This window comes from Streptomyces sp. NBC_00376 (genome assembly GCF_036077095.1).
Lineage (GTDB): Bacteria > Actinomycetota > Actinomycetes > Streptomycetales > Streptomycetaceae > Streptomyces.
On the sequence record NZ_CP107960.1, the window covers coordinates 6,770,022 to 6,786,067 of the forward strand.

The 16,046-nt window shown below is 73.4% G+C and carries 13 protein-coding genes; 10 read left to right on the forward strand and 3 right to left on the reverse strand.

Going from position 1 to position 16,046, the window contains the following annotated elements; translation table 11 throughout:
• Positions 1-41 precede the first annotated feature (41 nt).
• Entirely contained in the window at positions 42-389 is a 348-nt protein-coding gene (locus tag OG842_RS30580; protein WP_266736297.1) for an SCP2 sterol-binding domain-containing protein, read from the reverse strand.
• 43 nt (positions 390-432) lie between these two features.
• On the opposite strand from OG842_RS30580, the gene OG842_RS30585 reads away from it, so the two are divergent.
• The 6 genes from OG842_RS30585 (at position 433) to OG842_RS30610 (ending at position 6,404) form a co-directional block, all read left to right on the forward strand.
• Complete coding sequence (locus tag OG842_RS30585; protein WP_401875484.1) at positions 433-750, forward strand: hypothetical protein; 318 nt, start codon at positions 433-435, stop codon at positions 748-750.
• Between the two features lie 7 nt (positions 751-757).
• Positions 758-1,573: a TlyA family RNA methyltransferase gene (locus tag OG842_RS30590; RefSeq protein WP_266736296.1), complete on the forward strand. Its 816-nt coding sequence runs from the start codon at positions 758-760 to the stop codon at positions 1,571-1,573.
• A complete protein-coding gene (locus OG842_RS30595) occupies positions 1,570-2,475 on the forward strand; it encodes an NAD kinase (RefSeq protein ID WP_266736295.1) in 906 nt (301 codons plus the stop codon). The genes OG842_RS30590 and OG842_RS30595 overlap by 4 nt, the downstream gene beginning before the upstream one ends.
• A 108-nt stretch (positions 2,476-2,583) precedes the next feature.
• Positions 2,584-4,329 carry a DNA repair protein RecN gene (recN, locus tag OG842_RS30600; protein WP_266736293.1) on the forward strand — a complete coding sequence of 582 codons (1,746 nt, stop codon included), beginning with the start codon at positions 2,584-2,586 and terminating at the stop codon, positions 4,327-4,329.
• A 28-nt stretch (positions 4,330-4,357) separates the two neighbouring features.
• The gene (locus OG842_RS30605; protein WP_266736291.1) at positions 4,358-5,122 is read left to right on the forward strand and encodes a hypothetical protein; all 765 of its coding nucleotides are present in this window, start codon (positions 4,358-4,360) and stop codon (positions 5,120-5,122) included.
• 187 nt (positions 5,123-5,309) lie between these two features.
• The gene (locus OG842_RS30610) at positions 5,310-6,404 is read left to right on the forward strand and encodes a glycosyltransferase family 4 protein (protein ID WP_266736290.1); all 1,095 of its coding nucleotides are present in this window, start codon (positions 5,310-5,312) and stop codon (positions 6,402-6,404) included.
• Between the two features lie 18 nt (positions 6,405-6,422).
• Here the strand turns inward: OG842_RS30610 and OG842_RS30615 are convergent, their stop codons facing one another.
• On the reverse strand, positions 6,423-8,048 hold the full coding sequence (locus OG842_RS30615; protein WP_266736288.1) for a PucR family transcriptional regulator: 1,626 nt from the start codon (positions 8,046-8,048) through the stop codon (positions 6,423-6,425).
• A 215-nt stretch (positions 8,049-8,263) separates the two neighbouring features.
• Between OG842_RS30615 and OG842_RS30620 the strand changes: the two genes are divergently transcribed.
• A complete protein-coding gene (locus OG842_RS30620; RefSeq protein ID WP_266736287.1) occupies positions 8,264-9,145 on the forward strand; it encodes a sulfurtransferase in 882 nt (293 codons plus the stop codon).
• Between the two features lie 7 nt (positions 9,146-9,152).
• On the opposite strand, the gene OG842_RS30625 is transcribed toward OG842_RS30620, so the two are convergent.
• Entirely contained in the window at positions 9,153-10,979 is a 1,827-nt protein-coding gene (locus OG842_RS30625) for a glycoside hydrolase family 15 protein (protein ID WP_266736285.1), read from the reverse strand.
• 393 nt (positions 10,980-11,372) lie between these two features.
• Here OG842_RS30625 and OG842_RS30630 point away from each other — a divergent pair, with 393 nt between their 5' ends.
• From OG842_RS30630 to OG842_RS30640, 3 genes are all read left to right on the forward strand, one after another.
• Entirely contained in the window at positions 11,373-13,058 is a 1,686-nt protein-coding gene (locus OG842_RS30630; RefSeq protein WP_266736283.1) for a CTP synthase, read from the forward strand.
• An 89-nt stretch (positions 13,059-13,147) separates the two neighbouring features.
• Entirely contained in the window at positions 13,148-13,774 is a 627-nt protein-coding gene (locus OG842_RS30635) for an NUDIX domain-containing protein (RefSeq protein ID WP_266736281.1), read from the forward strand.
• A gap of 189 nt (positions 13,775-13,963) precedes the next feature.
• Positions 13,964-16,027, forward strand: a complete 2,064-nt coding sequence (locus OG842_RS30640; RefSeq protein ID WP_266736279.1) for a tetratricopeptide repeat protein — start codon at positions 13,964-13,966, stop codon at positions 16,025-16,027.
• The last annotated feature ends 19 nt before the right edge of the window (positions 16,028-16,046 follow it).

Consider the following 16,046-nt stretch of genomic DNA (forward strand, 5'->3'; position numbering starts at 1 on the left):
GGCCGGAACGGTCCGCCCGATCGAGGGAAGTCCCCACCCGGCTACAGGAGCGATCTCAGTCTCAGCAGGTCGCGGAAGCCGGCCTCCAGGCGGACCCGGCCCGACCCCCACGCCTTGGCGAAGTTCAGCTCGCCGTCCACCATGGCCACCAGGTCGTCGCCGGTCATCGCGAGCCGGATCTCGGCCTTCTCGCGGGGCCCGCCGTCGAGCGTGTCCAGGACCTGGATCCGGCCATCGGCCAGCCGGCCGGTGAAGGTGATGTCGAGGTCCTTGATGTGGCAGCTCAGCGAGCGGTCGAGGGCGGCCGCGCCGCGCACGTCGCCGTCGGCCCCCGCGAGGTTGTCGGAAAGTCTGTCGAGTGCGCTGCGGCACTCCGCCATGGTCGCCATCGTGACCGACGGTACCGCAGCCCTTCGCGGTAGCGTTTCCCGCATGAGCGACTCGATGCCGGAACCGGGGACGGCAGCCGGAACACCGCCCGGGAGCGAGGGGGAGGACCCGGCCGCCGGGGCCCCGCTCGACCCCGCCGCGCCCGCGCCCCTCGGCGTCGTGCGCACCCCCACGGGCAACGCCGCGGTCGACGCGGAGCTGGCGCGTCTCGCCGATGCGGACCACCTCCCGGCGGACGGACACATCGAGGTGTACGAGGATGTACACCGTGGGCTGCGCGAAACGCTGACCGCGCTGGACGCAGGGCCCACACCCGCACCGGTACCCGCACCGATGCCCTCGTACGACAACAGGAGCTGAACCGAACGTGGCAGGAGTGGCACGTCGCCGCCTCGACGCCGAGCTGGTACGCCGTAAGCTCGCCCGCTCGCGCGAGCATGCGAGCCAGCTGATCGCCGCAGGGCGGGTGACCGTCGGCGGGAACACCGCGACCAAACCCGCCACCCAGGTCGAGACCAGCGCCGCCGTCGTCGTGATCAAGGACGACAGCGACCCCGAGTACGTCTCGCGCGGCGGGCACAAGCTCGCGGGCGCCCTCGCCGCCTTCGTCCCCCTCGGACTGAACGTCGAGGGGCGGCGGGCGCTGGACGCCGGGGCGTCCACCGGTGGTTTCACCGACGTGCTGCTGAGGGCCGGTGCCGGCCATGTCGTCGCCGTGGATGTCGGCTACGGGCAGCTCGCCTGGTCGCTCCAGTCCGACGAACGCGTCATCGTCAAGGACCGCACCAACGTACGGGAACTGACGCTGGAGGCGATCGACGGCCTGCCGGTGGACCTGGTGGTCGGCGATCTGTCGTTCATCCCGCTGGGCCTCGTCCTGCCCGCCCTGGCGCGCTGCGCCGCCCCCGACGCCGACCTGGTCCTCATGGTCAAGCCGCAGTTCGAGGTCGGCAAGGAACGACTGGGCAGCGGCGGCGTGGTGCGCAGCCCCGAGCTGCGGGCCGAAGCGGTACGGGAAGTGGCACGCCGGGCCTGGGCGCTGGGGCTCGGGGTGCGGGGGGTGACGGCGAGCCCGCTGCCGGGGCCCTCGGGAAACGTCGAGTACTTTCTCTGGCTGCGGGCAGGAGCACCTGAACTGGATCCCGCAGATGTCGACCGTGCAGTGGCGGAGGGGCCTCGTTGACGACGAATGCGGCACGAACTGTCTTTCTTCTGGCACACACCGGCCGCCCGGCCGCGATCCGCAGTGCCGAACTGGTCGTACAGGGGCTGCTGCGCAGTGGCCTGGGCGTACGGGTACTGGCCACCGAAGCGGCCGATCTGCCGCTGCCGTCCTCCGTCGAGACGGTCACGGACACCACGCCCAAGGCCGTGGACGGCTGTGAACTGCTGATCGTGCTGGGCGGGGACGGGACGCTGCTGCGCGGCGCGGAGTTCTCCCGCGCGTCCGGGGTGCCGATGCTCGGCGTCAACCTCGGCCGGGTCGGCTTCCTCGCCGAGGCCGAGCGGGACGACCTGGACAAGGTCGTCGACCGGGTCGTCACCCGCGCCTACCAGGTCGAGGAACGCATGACCCTTGACGTCCTGGTGCACAGCAACGGCGACATCGTCCACACCGACTGGGCGCTGAACGAAGCGGCCGTGCAGAAGGTGTCGCCCGAGCGGATGCTGGAGGTCGTCCTGGAGATCGACGGCCGCCCCGTGACCGGGTTCGGCTGCGACGGGATCGTCTGCGCGACCCCGACCGGATCGACCGCCTACGCCTTCTCGGCGGGCGGTCCCGTCGTCTGGCCCGAGGTCGAGGCGCTGCTGATGGTGCCGATCAGCGCCCACGCGCTGTTCGCCAAGCCGCTGGTGACCTCCCCGACCTCCGTGCTCGCCGTCGAGGTCCAGCAGCACACCCCGCACGGAGTGCTGTGGTGCGACGGCCGCAGGACCGTCGAACTGCCCGCGGGCGCCCGGGTCGAGGTGCGGCGCGGCGCAGTGCCCGTACGGCTGGCGCGGCTGCACCACGCCTCGTTCACCGACCGGCTGGTCGCGAAGTTCGCCCTGCCGGTCTCGGGGTGGCGGGGCGCACCGCACTGACCGTCGGGCATTCCCCCGGAGGTGTGGCGAATGGATCGTGAGCACACGGGAGAGTGAGGTCCGGGAGGCGGGGTCCGTCGCACATCGGCGCCCGGACCTCGTAAGGTCGTGTCCGTGTTGGAGGAGATGCGGATACGGTCGCTCGGAGTCATCGACGACGCGGTGGTGGAGCTGTCACCCGGTTTCACCGCGGTGACGGGTGAGACCGGCGCGGGCAAGACCATGGTCGTCACCAGCCTCGGGCTGCTGCTCGGCGGGCGCGCCGACCCCGCCCTGGTACGGATCGGGGCCAAGGCCGCCGTCGTCGAGGGGCGGATCACGGTGTCCGACGGCGACAGCGTCGCCCTGCGGGCCGAGGAGGCCGGGGCCGAGATCGAGGACGGCGCGCTGCTGATCAGCCGTACCGTCTCCGCCGAGGGGCGTTCCCGGGCGCATCTGGGCGGCCGGTCGGTGCCGGTCGGGGTGCTCGCCGAACTCGCCGACGAACTCGTCGCCGTGCACGGCCAGACCGACCAGCAGGGGCTGCTCAAGCCCGCCCGGCAGCGGCAGGCGCTCGACCGGTACGCGGGCGACGGGGTCGCCGGGCCGCACGCGAAGTACGCGGCGGCGTACCGGCGGCTGCGGGCCGTCGTCACGGAGCTCGACGAGCTGACCACACGGGCCCGGGAACGCGCCCAGGAAGCCGATCTGCTGCGCTTCGGGCTGGGCGAGATCGCCGCGGTCGAACCACTGGCCGGCGAGGACGTGGACCTCGCCTCCGAGGCCGAACGGCTCGGCCACGCCGAAGCGCTCTCCTCCGCCGCGGCTCTCGCGCACACCGCGCTCGCGGGCAATCCGGAGGACCCGGAGGGCGTCGACGCCACGACCGTGGTCGCCGCCGCCGGACGGTCCCTGGACGCCGTGCGCGCCCACGATCCGGCGCTGGCGGCGCTCGCCGACCGGATCGGCGAGATCTCGATCCTGCTCTCCGACGTGGCGGGCGAACTGGCCGGTTACGCCGATCAGTTGGACGCCGATCCGCTGCGGCTCGCCGCGGTGGAGGAGCGCCGCGCCGCGCTCACCGCGCTCACCCGGAAGTACGGCGAGGACATCGGCGCAGTGCTCGCCTGGGCCCAGGAGGGCGCCGCCCGGCTCACCGAGCTGGAGGGCGACGACGACCGGATCGGCGAGCTGACCGCCGAACGCGACGCGCTGCGGGACGAACTCTCCGGCCTCGGCCAGGCGTTGACCGACGCGCGCAACCGGGCGGCCGCGCTCTTCGCCGAGGCGGTGACCGCGGAGCTGGCCTCGCTGGCCATGCCGCACGCCCGGGTCTCCTTCGACATCCGGCAGACCGAGGCGGCCGACGAGGCGTCCGGCATCGAGATCGACGGGCGGAACGTGGTCTACGGGCCGTCCGGCGCCGACGAGGTCGAGCTGCTGCTGGCCCCGCACCCCGGTGCCCAGCCCCGGCCGATCGCCAAGGGGGCCTCGGGCGGTGAGCTGTCCCGGGTGATGCTCGCCGTGGAGGTGGTCTTCGCGGGCGCCGACCCCGTACCCACGTACCTCTTCGACGAGGTCGACGCGGGCGTCGGCGGCAAGGCCGCGGTCGAGGTGGGGCGGCGGCTCGCCAAGCTCGCCAGGTCCGCCCAGGTCGTCGTCGTCACGCACCTGCCGCAGGTGGCGGCCTTCGCGGACCGGCAACTGCTGGTCGAGAAGACCGTCGACGGGTCGGTGACCAGCAGCGGGGTCACGGTCCTGGAGGGCGAGGACCGGGTGCGGGAGCTGTCCCGGATGCTCGCGGGCCAGGAGGACTCCCAGACGGCACGGGCCCACGCGGAGGAGCTGCTGGCCGCGGCGCGGGCCGACGGGTAAGGGCCGGCCACTGCGTAGGGTGGCGCGCATGGGAGCAGCGCTCAGCAGGGCCGCGAAGTCCGGTGCAGTCGCCGCCGTCGTCGCGGGGGGTGTGTACCGGGCGCTGCGGGCCCGGCCGCGCCCGCTCCTGCAGCGCACCAACTACGCGGGCCGCACCGTGGATCTGTACGCGGGTCCGGCCGCCGCCCTCGGCACCGCGGCCGGAGCGGCCGTCCTCCCGCTGCCGGCCCGTACCCGCTGCGCCGCCGTGCTCGCCGTGCTGGCGGCCGGTGGCTGCGGCGCGTACGACGACCTCGCCGGGGCGGACGATCCGCGCCGCGGGTTCCGCGCCCACCTGGGTGCGCTGCGGGAGGGCGAGGTGACCTCCGGCGCGGTGAAGCTCTTCGGGATCGGGGCCGCCGGGCTCGCGGCCGGTGCGCTGATCGAGGAACGGCCCGTCGACCGGGTGCTCGCCGGGGTTGTGATCGCCGGAACCGCCCATCTCGTCAACCTGGTCGACGTGCGGCCCGCGGCGGCCGCCGCCACCGTGCTCGCCCTCGGGGCCCCCGGCCTGCCGCGGGGCGGGCTCGCCGCCGCGCCGATGGGCGCCGTGGCCGCACTCGTCGCGGACGACCTGGGGGAGCGGACCATGCTGGGGGACACCGGGGTCCATGCCCTGGGGGCCGCCCTCGGGGTCGCGATCGTCGCGGGCCGCGGCCGGGCCGGACTCGCCGTGCATGCCGCGGGGCTGGTCGCCGCAGCGGCGTACGGGGACCGGATCAGCCGACTCGTCCAGGTGGCGGCGGGGCGCTGACGGAGGAAGCCGCGGGAGTGGGCGAGTCAATCGTGCGCCAGTTTCTCACCCGTGCGAGTGGTAGGCCGGGTCCGGTTGTTGCGATGCGGGCCGCAACGACGGCCCGACCGTGCAGGAACGCGCGTACGGACTGGCATCCTTGGCGGTGCCATCACAGCCCTTCGGGAGCCCCGGGAGCCAATTCAACGTGTCACAGCTGCGTACGGTCCAAGTCCTGGGTGGCGGCAGTGCGGGCAGCAGTGCCCACGTCAGCTCGCTGGCCGCGGGACTCGTGGCGAGGGGCGTGCACGTCACCGTCTGCGCCCCGGCCGAACTGGACCACGCCTACGACTACTCCGGCACGGGCGCCGGTTTCGCCCCCGTGCCCCGGCGCAGTGACCCCGCCTCCGTCGCCGCCCTGCGCGCCGCCTGCCTGACGGCGGACGTCGTCCACGCGCACGGGCCGCACGCCGCCGTGCGCGCCGCTCTCGCGCTCGGCGGCCGACGCGTCCCGCTGGTCGTCACCTGGCACGCCCGCGCCCACGCCGAAGGGGCCCGCAGCCGGATGATCCGGCTGATGGAGCGAAGGGCCGCCCGAGCGGCGGCAGTTGTGCTCGGCACGACTTCCGACCTGGTCGACCGGGCCCGCCACCGGGGCGCGCGAGACGCGCGGCTCGCCCCCGTCTCCGCCCCCGTCCCCCGGCTGCCCGTCACCGCCCACGCGGGCAAGGCGCGGGCCGAACTCGGGGCGGTGGAAAGGCCTTTGATCATCGCCTGCGGAAGTCTCGTACCGCATCACGGGTACGGCGCACTGCTCGACGCCGCACGGCTGTGGCGCGAGCTCGACCCCGCGCCGCTCCTGGTCGTCGTGGGCGAGGGGCGCGAACGGTCCGCCCTCCAGCGCCGGATCAGGAACGAGGAGCTGCCCGTCCGGCTCGTCGGCAGCCGGGACGACCGGATCGAACTGCTCGCCGCGGCGGATCTGGCGGTGCTGTGCAGCAGTTGGGAGGCGCGTTCGGTGTCGGCACAGGAGGCGCTGCGGCTCGGCGTCCCGCTGGTCGCCACCGCGGTCGGCGGCGTACCCGAACTCGTGGGGGACGCGGCGGAACTCGTGCCGTACGGGAACACGGAGGCGCTCGCGCGGGTGGTGGCCAGGCTCCTCGGGGATCCCCGGCGGCGCGCCGAGATGGTGACCGACGGGCTTGCCCAGGCGGCGAGTTGGCCGACCGAGGACGACACGATCGCCCAGGTGCTCAGCGTGTACGACGAGTTGACCCAGCCACTGGCGGCACGGGCGCGGTGAGCCGGCCGCCCGGCCCGGCTACGCGATGTGGCGGCGGGCCCGGAGAGCCAGGCTCAGCGCCAGTACCGCCTGCGGGTCGTCCAGGTCGGTGCCGAGCAGCTCGCCGATGCGGGCCAGCCGGTTGTACAGCGTCTGACGGTTCAGATGCAGCTCGCGTGCGGTCTCCGCCTTGCGGCCGGCGTGGGCCAGATACGTCTCCAGCGTCGGCAGCAGTGCCGGGCGCGAGGTGCGGTCGTGATCGCGCAGCGGGCCGATCGCCCGGTCCACGAAGGCCGCCAGATCCGGGTGGTCCCGCAACCGCCACAGCAGCAGGTCGATGTCGAGGCGCCGGGCGTCGTACCAGGGCCGGTCGCTGAGGCCGTGCGCGGCCGTCGCCGTCTCGGCGGCGTGCCGCAGCCCCGCGCCGGCCGTCGCCCAGCCGCCCGCCACACCGACCACCACGACCGGCGGATGCGAACCGGCCCGCTCCAGCCCGGCCCGCTCCACACCGGCCCGCAGCGCCGCCGCGACCCGGTCCGCGACCGCCGTGCGCTCCGTCTCGGACCGCAGCCCCAGCAGCACCGGAACCCGGCCCTCCACGGGCCGTACGCCCAGCAGCACCGGTACCCCCACCGACGAGAGCTCCTCCAGCACCGCCCGCGCCAGCAACGCCCAGTTCCCGGACACCGACAGCTCGGGGGCCAGCCGCATCACCACCGGCAGCAGCGGCATCTCGGCCGGTTTGAAGCCCAGTACGCGGGCCTGCGCGGGCGCGTCCTCCGGCGTGATCCGGCCCTCGGCGAGGTCGGTCAGGAAGTCGCCCCGGCCGCGGGCCGCGAGCTCCTCCTCCTGGCGGGCCTGCATCAGCACCACGGCGAGGATGCCCGCCGCCCGCTCCGCCGCCATCCGGTGCACGGTCACCAGTGGCCCGGACACGGCGAGCAGCACCAGCCTGGCCCGTACCGAACCGGCGCCCGGACCGCCGCCCGGCACATCCACCAGCACCGAACCGGTGGGCGGTGTCTCGCGCGCCGCCCGGCCGCCGCGCATCCCGTCCCACACCTGGAGCGGGTCGGCACAGACCGGGCCGGAGCCGGGGCCCGCCGCGTACAGCAGCTGGCCGTCCGCCGTCTCCAGGAAGACCGGATTGGCCGCGAAGTCCGCCAGGATGCCGAGCACCTGGGGCACCCCGCCGCCGCCCAGGAGCGCCTTCGTGCACCGGCGGTGCACGTCCTCGGCCTGCCGCAGCAGCGCGTAGTGACCGTTGACGATCTCGGTGTGGATCTCCTCGGTCACCGTCACGAACGGCACCTCGCGGTGCAGCTGCACCAGCGGCAGCCCAGCGGCGCGGGCGGCGTCCACTATCGACGCGGGCAGTCTGCTGAAGCGCGGCCCGAGCTCCACCACCAGGGCGGCGATGCCCCGGTCGGCGAGCCTGCGGACGAAGGCGCGCTGCTCGGCCGGGCGGGTGCCGAGCCCGAGACCGGTGGTGAGCAGCAGTTCACCGCCCTTGAGCAGCGAAGCGATGTTGGGGACCTCGCCCGCGTGCACCCAGCGCACCGTACGGTTCAGCCGGTCCGCGCCGGCCACCACCTCCGGGAGCCCGCCGCGCAGCCCCGGCAGTTCGAGTGCTCGCTGCACGGTGATTCCGCCTTGCGTCTCCACTGGCTCTGGCCTCGCGTTTTCCCTCGGGTCGGACGGCGGTCGCCCTCATCAGGAAGGTACCGGCCCGGAGCGCCCGAGGCGTCGTCGGGGGAGCCGCTGGAGAGCTGTTGACACGGGACGAGCGCCGCTGCGATCTTGTGGACGCCGCGCGGTCCGGGCCGATCGGGCCCGGCATCCCGGGCGGCCCCGACATCCGGACCGGACCTGGAGCAGACGTGGGCGACGAAACGACGGAGCACCCGAGCGGTCCGGAGCTTCCCGGCCCGCTGGTCGGGGTCGACTGGCTGGCACGCCGGCTCGGCGGGCCGGGACTGGTGGTCCTCGACGCCTCGGTCGGCGCGCACCGGGGCGGCGAGCGGCGGATCCCGGGAGCGCGGGCCTTCGACATCGACGGGGCGCTGTCCGACCACTCCGGCCCGCTGCCCCACACGATGCCCGACGCCGCCCGGTTCACCGAGGAGCTGCGCGCCCTCGGCGTGAACGGCTCCGACACCGTCGTCGTCCTCGACGGCGCGGGCATCTACTCCAGCGCGCGGGCCTGGTGGATGCTGCGGGCGATGGGCTTCGACCGGGTCGCGGTGCTCGACGGCGGCCTGCCCGCCTGGGCCGACGCCGGGCTGCCGCTGGAGAGCGTCCGGCCCGAGCCCGCCCCCGTACCCGGCGACTTCACCGCACGGCCGCGCCCGGGAATGTTCGTCGGCGCCGATGAGGTGGCGGCGGCCCTGGCCGACCCCGCGGCGGTGGTCCTCGACGCCCGTACCCGGGAACGGTTCACCGGCGCCGTCGCCGAACCCAGGCCCGGACTGCGCGCCGGACACATGCCGGGGGCGGTCAACCTGCCCTTCGGGGAGCTCCGGCGCGACGGGCGGATGCGTCCGGCGGACGAGCTGCGCGCCGTGTTCGCGGCCCTCGCCGGGGAGCGGGAGCGGCTGGTCCTCAGCTGCGGATCGGGCGTCACCGCGTGCGTGCTGGCCCTGGGGGCCGAGCTGGCGGGGTACCGGGGACAGGCCGTGTACGACGGGTCCTGGAGCGAATGGGGGCTGCCGTCGCGGCGGCCCGTGGTGACCGGGGCGGACGGATCCCCGCCCGCCCCGTGACCCGGCCTCAGCCGACGTACGCCCCGCTCGCCGTCAGGCGCAGCGCCGTGTCGATCAGCGGCACATGGCTGAAGGCCTGCGGGAAGTTCCCCACCTGGCGCTGGAGCCGGGAGTCCCACTCCTCCGCGAGCAGGCCCAGATCGTTGCGCAGGGACAGCAGCCGCTCGAAGAGCTGGCGGGCCTCGTCGACCCGGCCGATCATCGCCAGATCGTCCGCCAGCCAGAACGAGCAGGCCAGGAACGCGCCCTCGTCGCCCTCCAGGCCGTCGACGCCCGCGTCCTCGCCCGAGGTGGGGTAGCGCAGCACGAAGCCGTCCTCGGTGGACAGCTCGCGCTGGATCGCCTCGATCGTGCCGATCACGCGCTTGTCGTCCGGCGGCAGGAAGCCCATCTGCGGGATCAGCAGCAGCGAGGCGTCCAGTTCCTTCGAGCCGTAGGACTGGGTGAAGGTGTTGCGTTCCGGGTCGTAGCCCCGCTCGCAGACATCGCGGTGGATGTCGTCGCGCAGCTCGTGCAGGCGCTCCAGCGGCCCTTCCGCGTCCCCGGACTCGATGAGCTTGATGGTGCGGTCGACGGCGACCCAGGCCATCACCTTCGAGTGGACGAAGTGGCGGCGCGGCCCGCGCACCTCCCAGATGCCCTCGTCCGGCTCGTCCCAGTGCTTCTCCAGGTACTCGATCAGCTTGAGCTGGAGCCCGGTCGCGTAGTCGTTGCGGGTCAAGCCCGTCATGTGGGCGAGGTGGAGCGCCTCGATGACCTCGCCGTACACGTCCAGCTGGAGCTGGCCCGCCGCGCCGTTGCCGACCCGGACCGGGGCCGAGTTCTCGTAACCGGGCAGCCAGTCCAGCTCGGCCTCGCCCAGCTCGCGCTCGCCCGCGATGCCGTACATGATCTGGAGGTTCTCCGGGTCGCCGGCGACCGCCCGCAGCAGCCACTCGCGCCAGGCTCGGGCCTCCTCGCGGTAGCCGGTGCGCAGCAGCGAGGAGAGGGTGATCGCGGCGTCGCGCAGCCAGGTGTAGCGGTAGTCCCAGTTCCGGGAGCCGCCGATGTCCTCCGGCAGGGAGGTGGTGGGCGCGGCGACGATGCCGCCGGTCGGCGCGTACGTCAGGGCCTTGAGGGTGATCAGGGAGCGGACCACGGCCTCGCGGTAGGGCCCGTGGTACGTGCACTGCTCGACCCATTCGCGCCAGAAGTCCGCGGTCGCGTCCAGCGAACCCTCCGGGTCCGGCAGACCGGGCGGCTCGTGGTGCGAGGGCTGCCAGCTGATCGTGAACGCGATCCGGTCACCCGGCGCGACCGTGAAGTCGGAGTACGTCGTGAGGTTCTCGCCGTACGTGTCGGCGGGGGTGTCCAGCCAGACGGAGTCCGGGCCCGCGACGGCGACCGTACGGCCGTCGACCTTGTGCACCCAGGGGGTGACCCGGCCGTAGCTGAACCGCATGCGCAGCTCGGAGCGCATCGGCACCCGGCCGCTGATCCCCTCCACGATCCGGATCACCTGCGGCGCACCGTCACGCGGTGGCATGAAATCGGTCACTCTGACCGTTCCGCGCGGTGTGTCCCACTCCGATTCCAGGATGAGGGAGTCCCCGCGGTAACGGCGGCGGTCCGCGGCCGGCGGCTGCGTCCCGTCCGCCCGCGCCGGGCCCAGGCGCCAGAAGCCGTGCTCCTCGGTGCCCAGCAGTCCCGCGAAGACGGCGTGCGAATCGAAGCGGGGAAGGCACAGCCAGTCCACTGTGCCGTCCCGGCAGACCAGGGCGGCGGTCTGCATGTCTCCGATGAGTGCGTAATCCTCGATGCGCCCGGCCACGTGCGTCTCCAGTCGAACGGCCATGTCGCCCCGTAGGGCATTACTGCGGGTGAAGAGGTCGTCGCAAGGGGGTGTTGTGGGGGAACCTGCGAACGCGTCACCTCGCCCGGGGCGAGTGCCGGGGCGAGTGTCCGAGCAGGATACGACGCACCCAGGTGATCCGCGCGACGGTCTTGACAACCGGTCTCACCCGAACGGGTGTGTGCGCGGACACTCGTGGTGATCATGCGAGGTGGGCGCCGGGATGCGGCCGGAAGCGGGCTCCCCTCGGCGCTGATACCCTGGTAGCCCGTGGACCGGTGGTCGTCCGCAACCGCAGACGAGGCCCCCGAACCGCAGCGACGGCGCCTCCGGAGTCTCCGGACGAAAACGCCGGTACGCACCTCACGATCGCGACCACGGGAGCCCCCTTTGGCTATGCAGCCCACATCCACGACGACCAAGCACATCTTCGTCACCGGGGGTGTCGCCTCTTCCCTCGGCAAGGGTCTGACTGCCTCCAGCCTCGGTGCCCTGCTCAAGGCGCGCGGCCTTCGGGTCACCATGCAGAAGCTCGACCCGTACCTGAACGTCGACCCGGGCACGATGAACCCCTTCCAGCACGGTGAGGTGTTCGTCACCAACGACGGCGCCGAGACCGACCTGGACATCGGCCACTACGAGCGCTTCCTCGACGTCGACCTCGACGGGTCCGCCAACGTCACCACCGGTCAGGTCTACTCGCAGGTGATCGCCAAGGAGCGGCGCGGCGAGTACCTCGGTGACACCGTGCAGGTCATCCCGCACATCACCAACGAGATCAAGCACCGCATCCGCCGCATGGCAACCGACGACGTCGACGTCGTCATCACCGAGGTCGGCGGTACGGTCGGTGACATCGAGTCGCTGCCGTTCCTGGAGACCGTCCGTCAGGTCCGCCACGAGGTCGGCCGGGACAACGTCTTCGTCGTGCACATCTCGCTGCTGCCCTATATCGGCCCGTCCGGCGAGCTCAAGACCAAGCCGACCCAGCACTCCGTCGCCGCGCTGCGCAACATCGGCATCCAGCCCGACGCCATCGTGCTGCGCGCCGACCGTGACGTACCGACCGCCATCAAGCGCAAGATCTCGCTGATGTGCGATGTCGACGAGGCCGCCGTGGTGGCCTGCGTGGACGCCAAGTCGATCTACGACATCCCGAAGGTGCTGCACACCGAGGGCCTGGACGCCTACGTGGTGCGCAAGCTCGACCTGCCGTTCCGCGACGTCGACTGGACGACGTGGGACGACCTGCTGGACCGCGTCCACAACCCCGACCACGAGATCACCGTGGCGCTCGTCGGCAAGTACATCGACCTGCCCGACGCCTACCTCTCGGTCACCGAGGCCATCCGGGCCGGCGGCTTCGCCAACAAGGCGCGGGTCAAGGTCAAGTGGGTCGCCTCGGACGACTGCAAGACCACGGCGGGTGCCGCGAAGCAGCTCGGTGACGTCGACGCGATCTGCGTCCCCGGCGGCTTCGGCGACCGCGGTGTCAACGGCAAGATCGGCGCCATCCAGTACGCCCGCGAGAACAAGGTGCCGCTGCTCGGCCTCTGCCTCGGCCTCCAGTGCATCGTGATCGAGGCCGCGCGCAACCTCGCCGAGATCCCCGACGCCAACTCCACCGAGTTCGACGCCGCCACCTCGCACCCCGTCATCTCGACGATGGAGGAGCAGCTGGCGTACGTCGAGGGCGCGGGCGACCTGGGCGGCACCATGCGGCTCGGCCTGTACCCGGCGAAGCTCGCCGAGGGCTCGCTGGTCCGCGAGGCGTACGACGGCGAGCCGTACGTGGAGGAGCGCCACCGCCACCGCTACGAGGTCAACAACGCCTACCGGGCAGAGCTGGAGAAGAAGGCCGGTCTGGTCTTCTCCGGCACCTCCCCGGACAACAAGCTCGTCGAGTACGTCGAGTACCCGCGCGAGATCCACCCCTACCTGGTCGCCACCCAGGCGCACCCGGAGCTCCGCTCCCGCCCGACCCGCCCGCACCCGCTCTTCGCGGGTCTGGTGAAGGCGGCCGTCGCGCGCAAGACGGGTGCCGCGGCCGGTGACGGCAAGGGCAAGCCGTCGGGCAAGTAGTCCGGCGCCGCACAGGCGTTAACGTTGACCGGGGTACGTGTCCTTCGAGGACGCGTACCCCGGTTTCTGTTTTTCGTGGGAGGACGTAGATGGGTTTCCAGGACACGCCCGAGGAGTGGCAGGTCACCGCGACCGAGACGCCCTTCACCGGCAACAAGACCAGCGTCCGCACCGACGAAGTGGTGATGCCGGACGGCACGGTCGTGCGCCGCGACTACCAGGTCCACCCGGGCTCGGTCGCCGTGCTCGCGCTCGACGACGACAACCGGGTCGTGGTGCTGCGGCAGTACCGCCACCCGGTGCGCCACAAGCTCTGGGAGATCCCGGCCGGACTGCTCGACGTCCCCGGCGAGAACCCGCTGAACGCGGCGCAGCGCGAGCTCTACGAGGAGGCGTACGTCAAGGCCGAGGACTGGCGGGTGCTGACCGACGTCTACACCACACCGGGCGGCTGCGACGAAGCCGTACGGATCTTCCTGGCCCGGAACCTCTCCGAGGCCGACGGGGAGCGCTTCGAGGTCTCCGAGGAGGAGGCCGACATGGAGCTGGCCCGGGTGCCGCTCCAGGAGCTGGTACGGGGCGTGCTCGCGGGGGAGCTGCACAACAACTGCCTCGTGGTGGGCGTCCTCTCGCTCGCGGCGGTGCTCGCCGGTGACGGGATCGATTCGCTGCGCCCGGCCGACGCGCCGTGGCCGGCCCGCCCCTTCGAGGCCTGACGGGCGGCAGGACCGCCGGACGGCGCACACCGAGGTCCTTCGATCCGACAAGATACTGATCCGATCGGGGGACCTCTGTGTCGTGCTCGGTCCTGCTCCAGGCAGAACGTCCACACGCCTGAACTACGCTCACAATGCCCGGACCGGAGTCCCGGCGGGCGACGCGTGCAGCGAAGTGGAGCGTGGCCCGTGACGGATCAGGCGGTGGACACCAGCGGCCCGGCCGAGGCAGCGGGTACCGAGGAGCCGTCCGGCACCGCCCCACCCCAATTCTTCGGACGCGCCCGCGAGTTGAAGGCGCTGCGGGCCGACATCGAACGGGCCGGCCTGGACACCCTGGCCGGCCGCAAGGCCGCCCGCGCCCGGGTGCTGCTGATCGCCGGACGCCCCGGATCCGGACGCACCGCGCTCGCCGAGGAACTCACCCGCAGGCTGCTCGCCGAGGGCGACCACCCCGACGGACTGCTCCGCGTCCGGCTCACCGAACCCGGCGGCGCACCGGTGCCCACCGAGCGCACCGCCCGCGAGCTGCTCGACCGGATGGGGGTGACCGGGCCGCCCGGCGCGGACGGGGACGAACTCTCCGGGATGGTCCGCGAGGAGCTCGCCGGACGCCGCGCCCTGCTGCTCCTGGACGACGCGGCGGACGCGGAACAGGTCGACCCGCTGCTGCCGGACAACCCGGACTGCCTGGTCGTCGCCACGTCCGAGGGCCCGCTGACCGGCATCCCGGGCGTCCGCCCCTGCACCATCGGCGGCCTGGACGCGGGCTCCGCCGTGCGGCTGCTCGCCCGCACCATCGGAGAGGTCAGGATCACCGTCGACCCGCGGACCGCCGAGACCCTCACCGAGGAGTGCGGCGGGCTGCCGGCCGCCCTGGCCATGGTCGCCGGCTGGCTCGCCGCCCGCCCCATGGCATCGGTCGCCGATGTCACCAAGCAGCTGCGCGAACTGCCGGACGACACGGAGCAGTCCACCGGCTCCCGCCCGCTGGCCCGCGCCTTCCGGCTGGTCCACGACTCGCTGCCGCCGACCGCGGCCCGGATACTGCGGCTGCTCGCCCTCGCCCCCGCCGGACTCGCCGACGCCCACACCGCCTCCGCGCTGGCCGGCTGCTCCGTCTCGGCCGCCCAGACGACCCTCGACGACTTCGTGGCCCTGGGCCTGCTGCACACCAACGGGGCGGACCAGCCGCAGTACGAGGTGCCTGGCTGCCTCGCGCCGCTGCTGCGGGCGCTGCTGGAGGCCAGGGACCGGCCGGCGGAGCTCCAGCTGGCCAGGGCCCGGATGCTGGAGCGCACCGTACGGCTGCTCCAGTCCTGCCGGGCGGTCACCGAGCCCGAGGGTTCCCCGGCCCGCCGCAAGCTCGCCGGGCTCCCGCGCTCGCTGCGCTTCCCGGGCCCCGAGGCGGCCGCCGAATGGCTGCGGATCCGCCGGCCCGCCCTGCTGGCCTCGGCCCGGATCGCCGTCGAGGACGGTGAACTCGACACCCTGGCAAGGCGGTTGGTGGCCGCCCTGGTGCGGGCGCTGGCCGTGCACCAGGGCACCGAGGCCGCCGCACCCGAGCTGTACGGACTGCACGGCCTGGTGCTGGCCGTGGCCGAGCGGCGCGAGCTGCCGCGCGAGCGGGCCGCGGCGCTGCTCAACCTCGCCGACCTCGACGCCAGGACCGGCCGCACCCGGGAGGCGCTGGCCCGCTACCGGGCCGCGCTGGATGCCGGACGGGCCGCGAAGGACCCGTACGCCACCGGCCGCGCGATGGAATCCGTAGGCGGCGCCTACGCCGAGCTGGGGGACTTCCAGCGGGCCTCCGACTGGTACGGCCGCGCGCTGGCGCAGCGGCTCACCCAGGGGGAGCGGGCCGACGAGGCACGGCTGTACGGGCGGCTCGGCGCCGTCCACACCTATGCCGGGCGGTACGGCGAGGCGCTGCGGAACTGGCGCGCCGCGGCGGCCGGGTACCGCAGGCTCGGCGACGTGCCGGCCCAGGCGCGGGCGCTCAGCGAGGCGGCGCGGGTCCAGGAGTACGCGGGCCGGCCGCACGAGTCCCTGCACACCTGCCAGGAGGCCGTCGAGTGGGCCAGGCGGGCAGGTGACGTACGACTCCAGGCGGCGCTGGAGCTCCGGTTGGCCGACACGCTCGACAGGCTCGGCGACCCGGCTGCGGCCAAGCTGCACCGGGGTCTGGCCGACAGATTGCTGGGCCAGGAGGGTGTGACCTGCGAAATCCGTAGTGCGGCGACAGAAAAATAATGCTTTGTAAGGCTAGACA

Coding starts and splice junctions, on each gene's coding strand:
- OG842_RS30635 (WP_266736281.1), top strand. CDS start 13,148: ATGGGTTTCCAGGACACGCCCGAGGAGTGGCAGGTCACCGCGACCGAG.
- OG842_RS30625 (WP_266736285.1), bottom strand. CDS start 10,979: ATGGCCGTTCGACTGGAGACGCACGTGGCCGGGCGCATCGAGGATTAC.
- OG842_RS30585 (WP_401875484.1), top strand. CDS start 433: ATGAGCGACTCGATGCCGGAACCGGGGACGGCAGCCGGAACACCGCCC.
- OG842_RS30605 (WP_266736291.1), top strand. CDS start 4,358: ATGGGAGCAGCGCTCAGCAGGGCCGCGAAGTCCGGTGCAGTCGCCGCC.
- OG842_RS30630 (WP_266736283.1), top strand. CDS start 11,373: ATGCAGCCCACATCCACGACGACCAAGCACATCTTCGTCACCGGGGGT.
- OG842_RS30580 (WP_266736297.1), bottom strand. CDS start 389: ATGGCGACCATGGCGGAGTGCCGCAGCGCACTCGACAGACTTTCCGAC.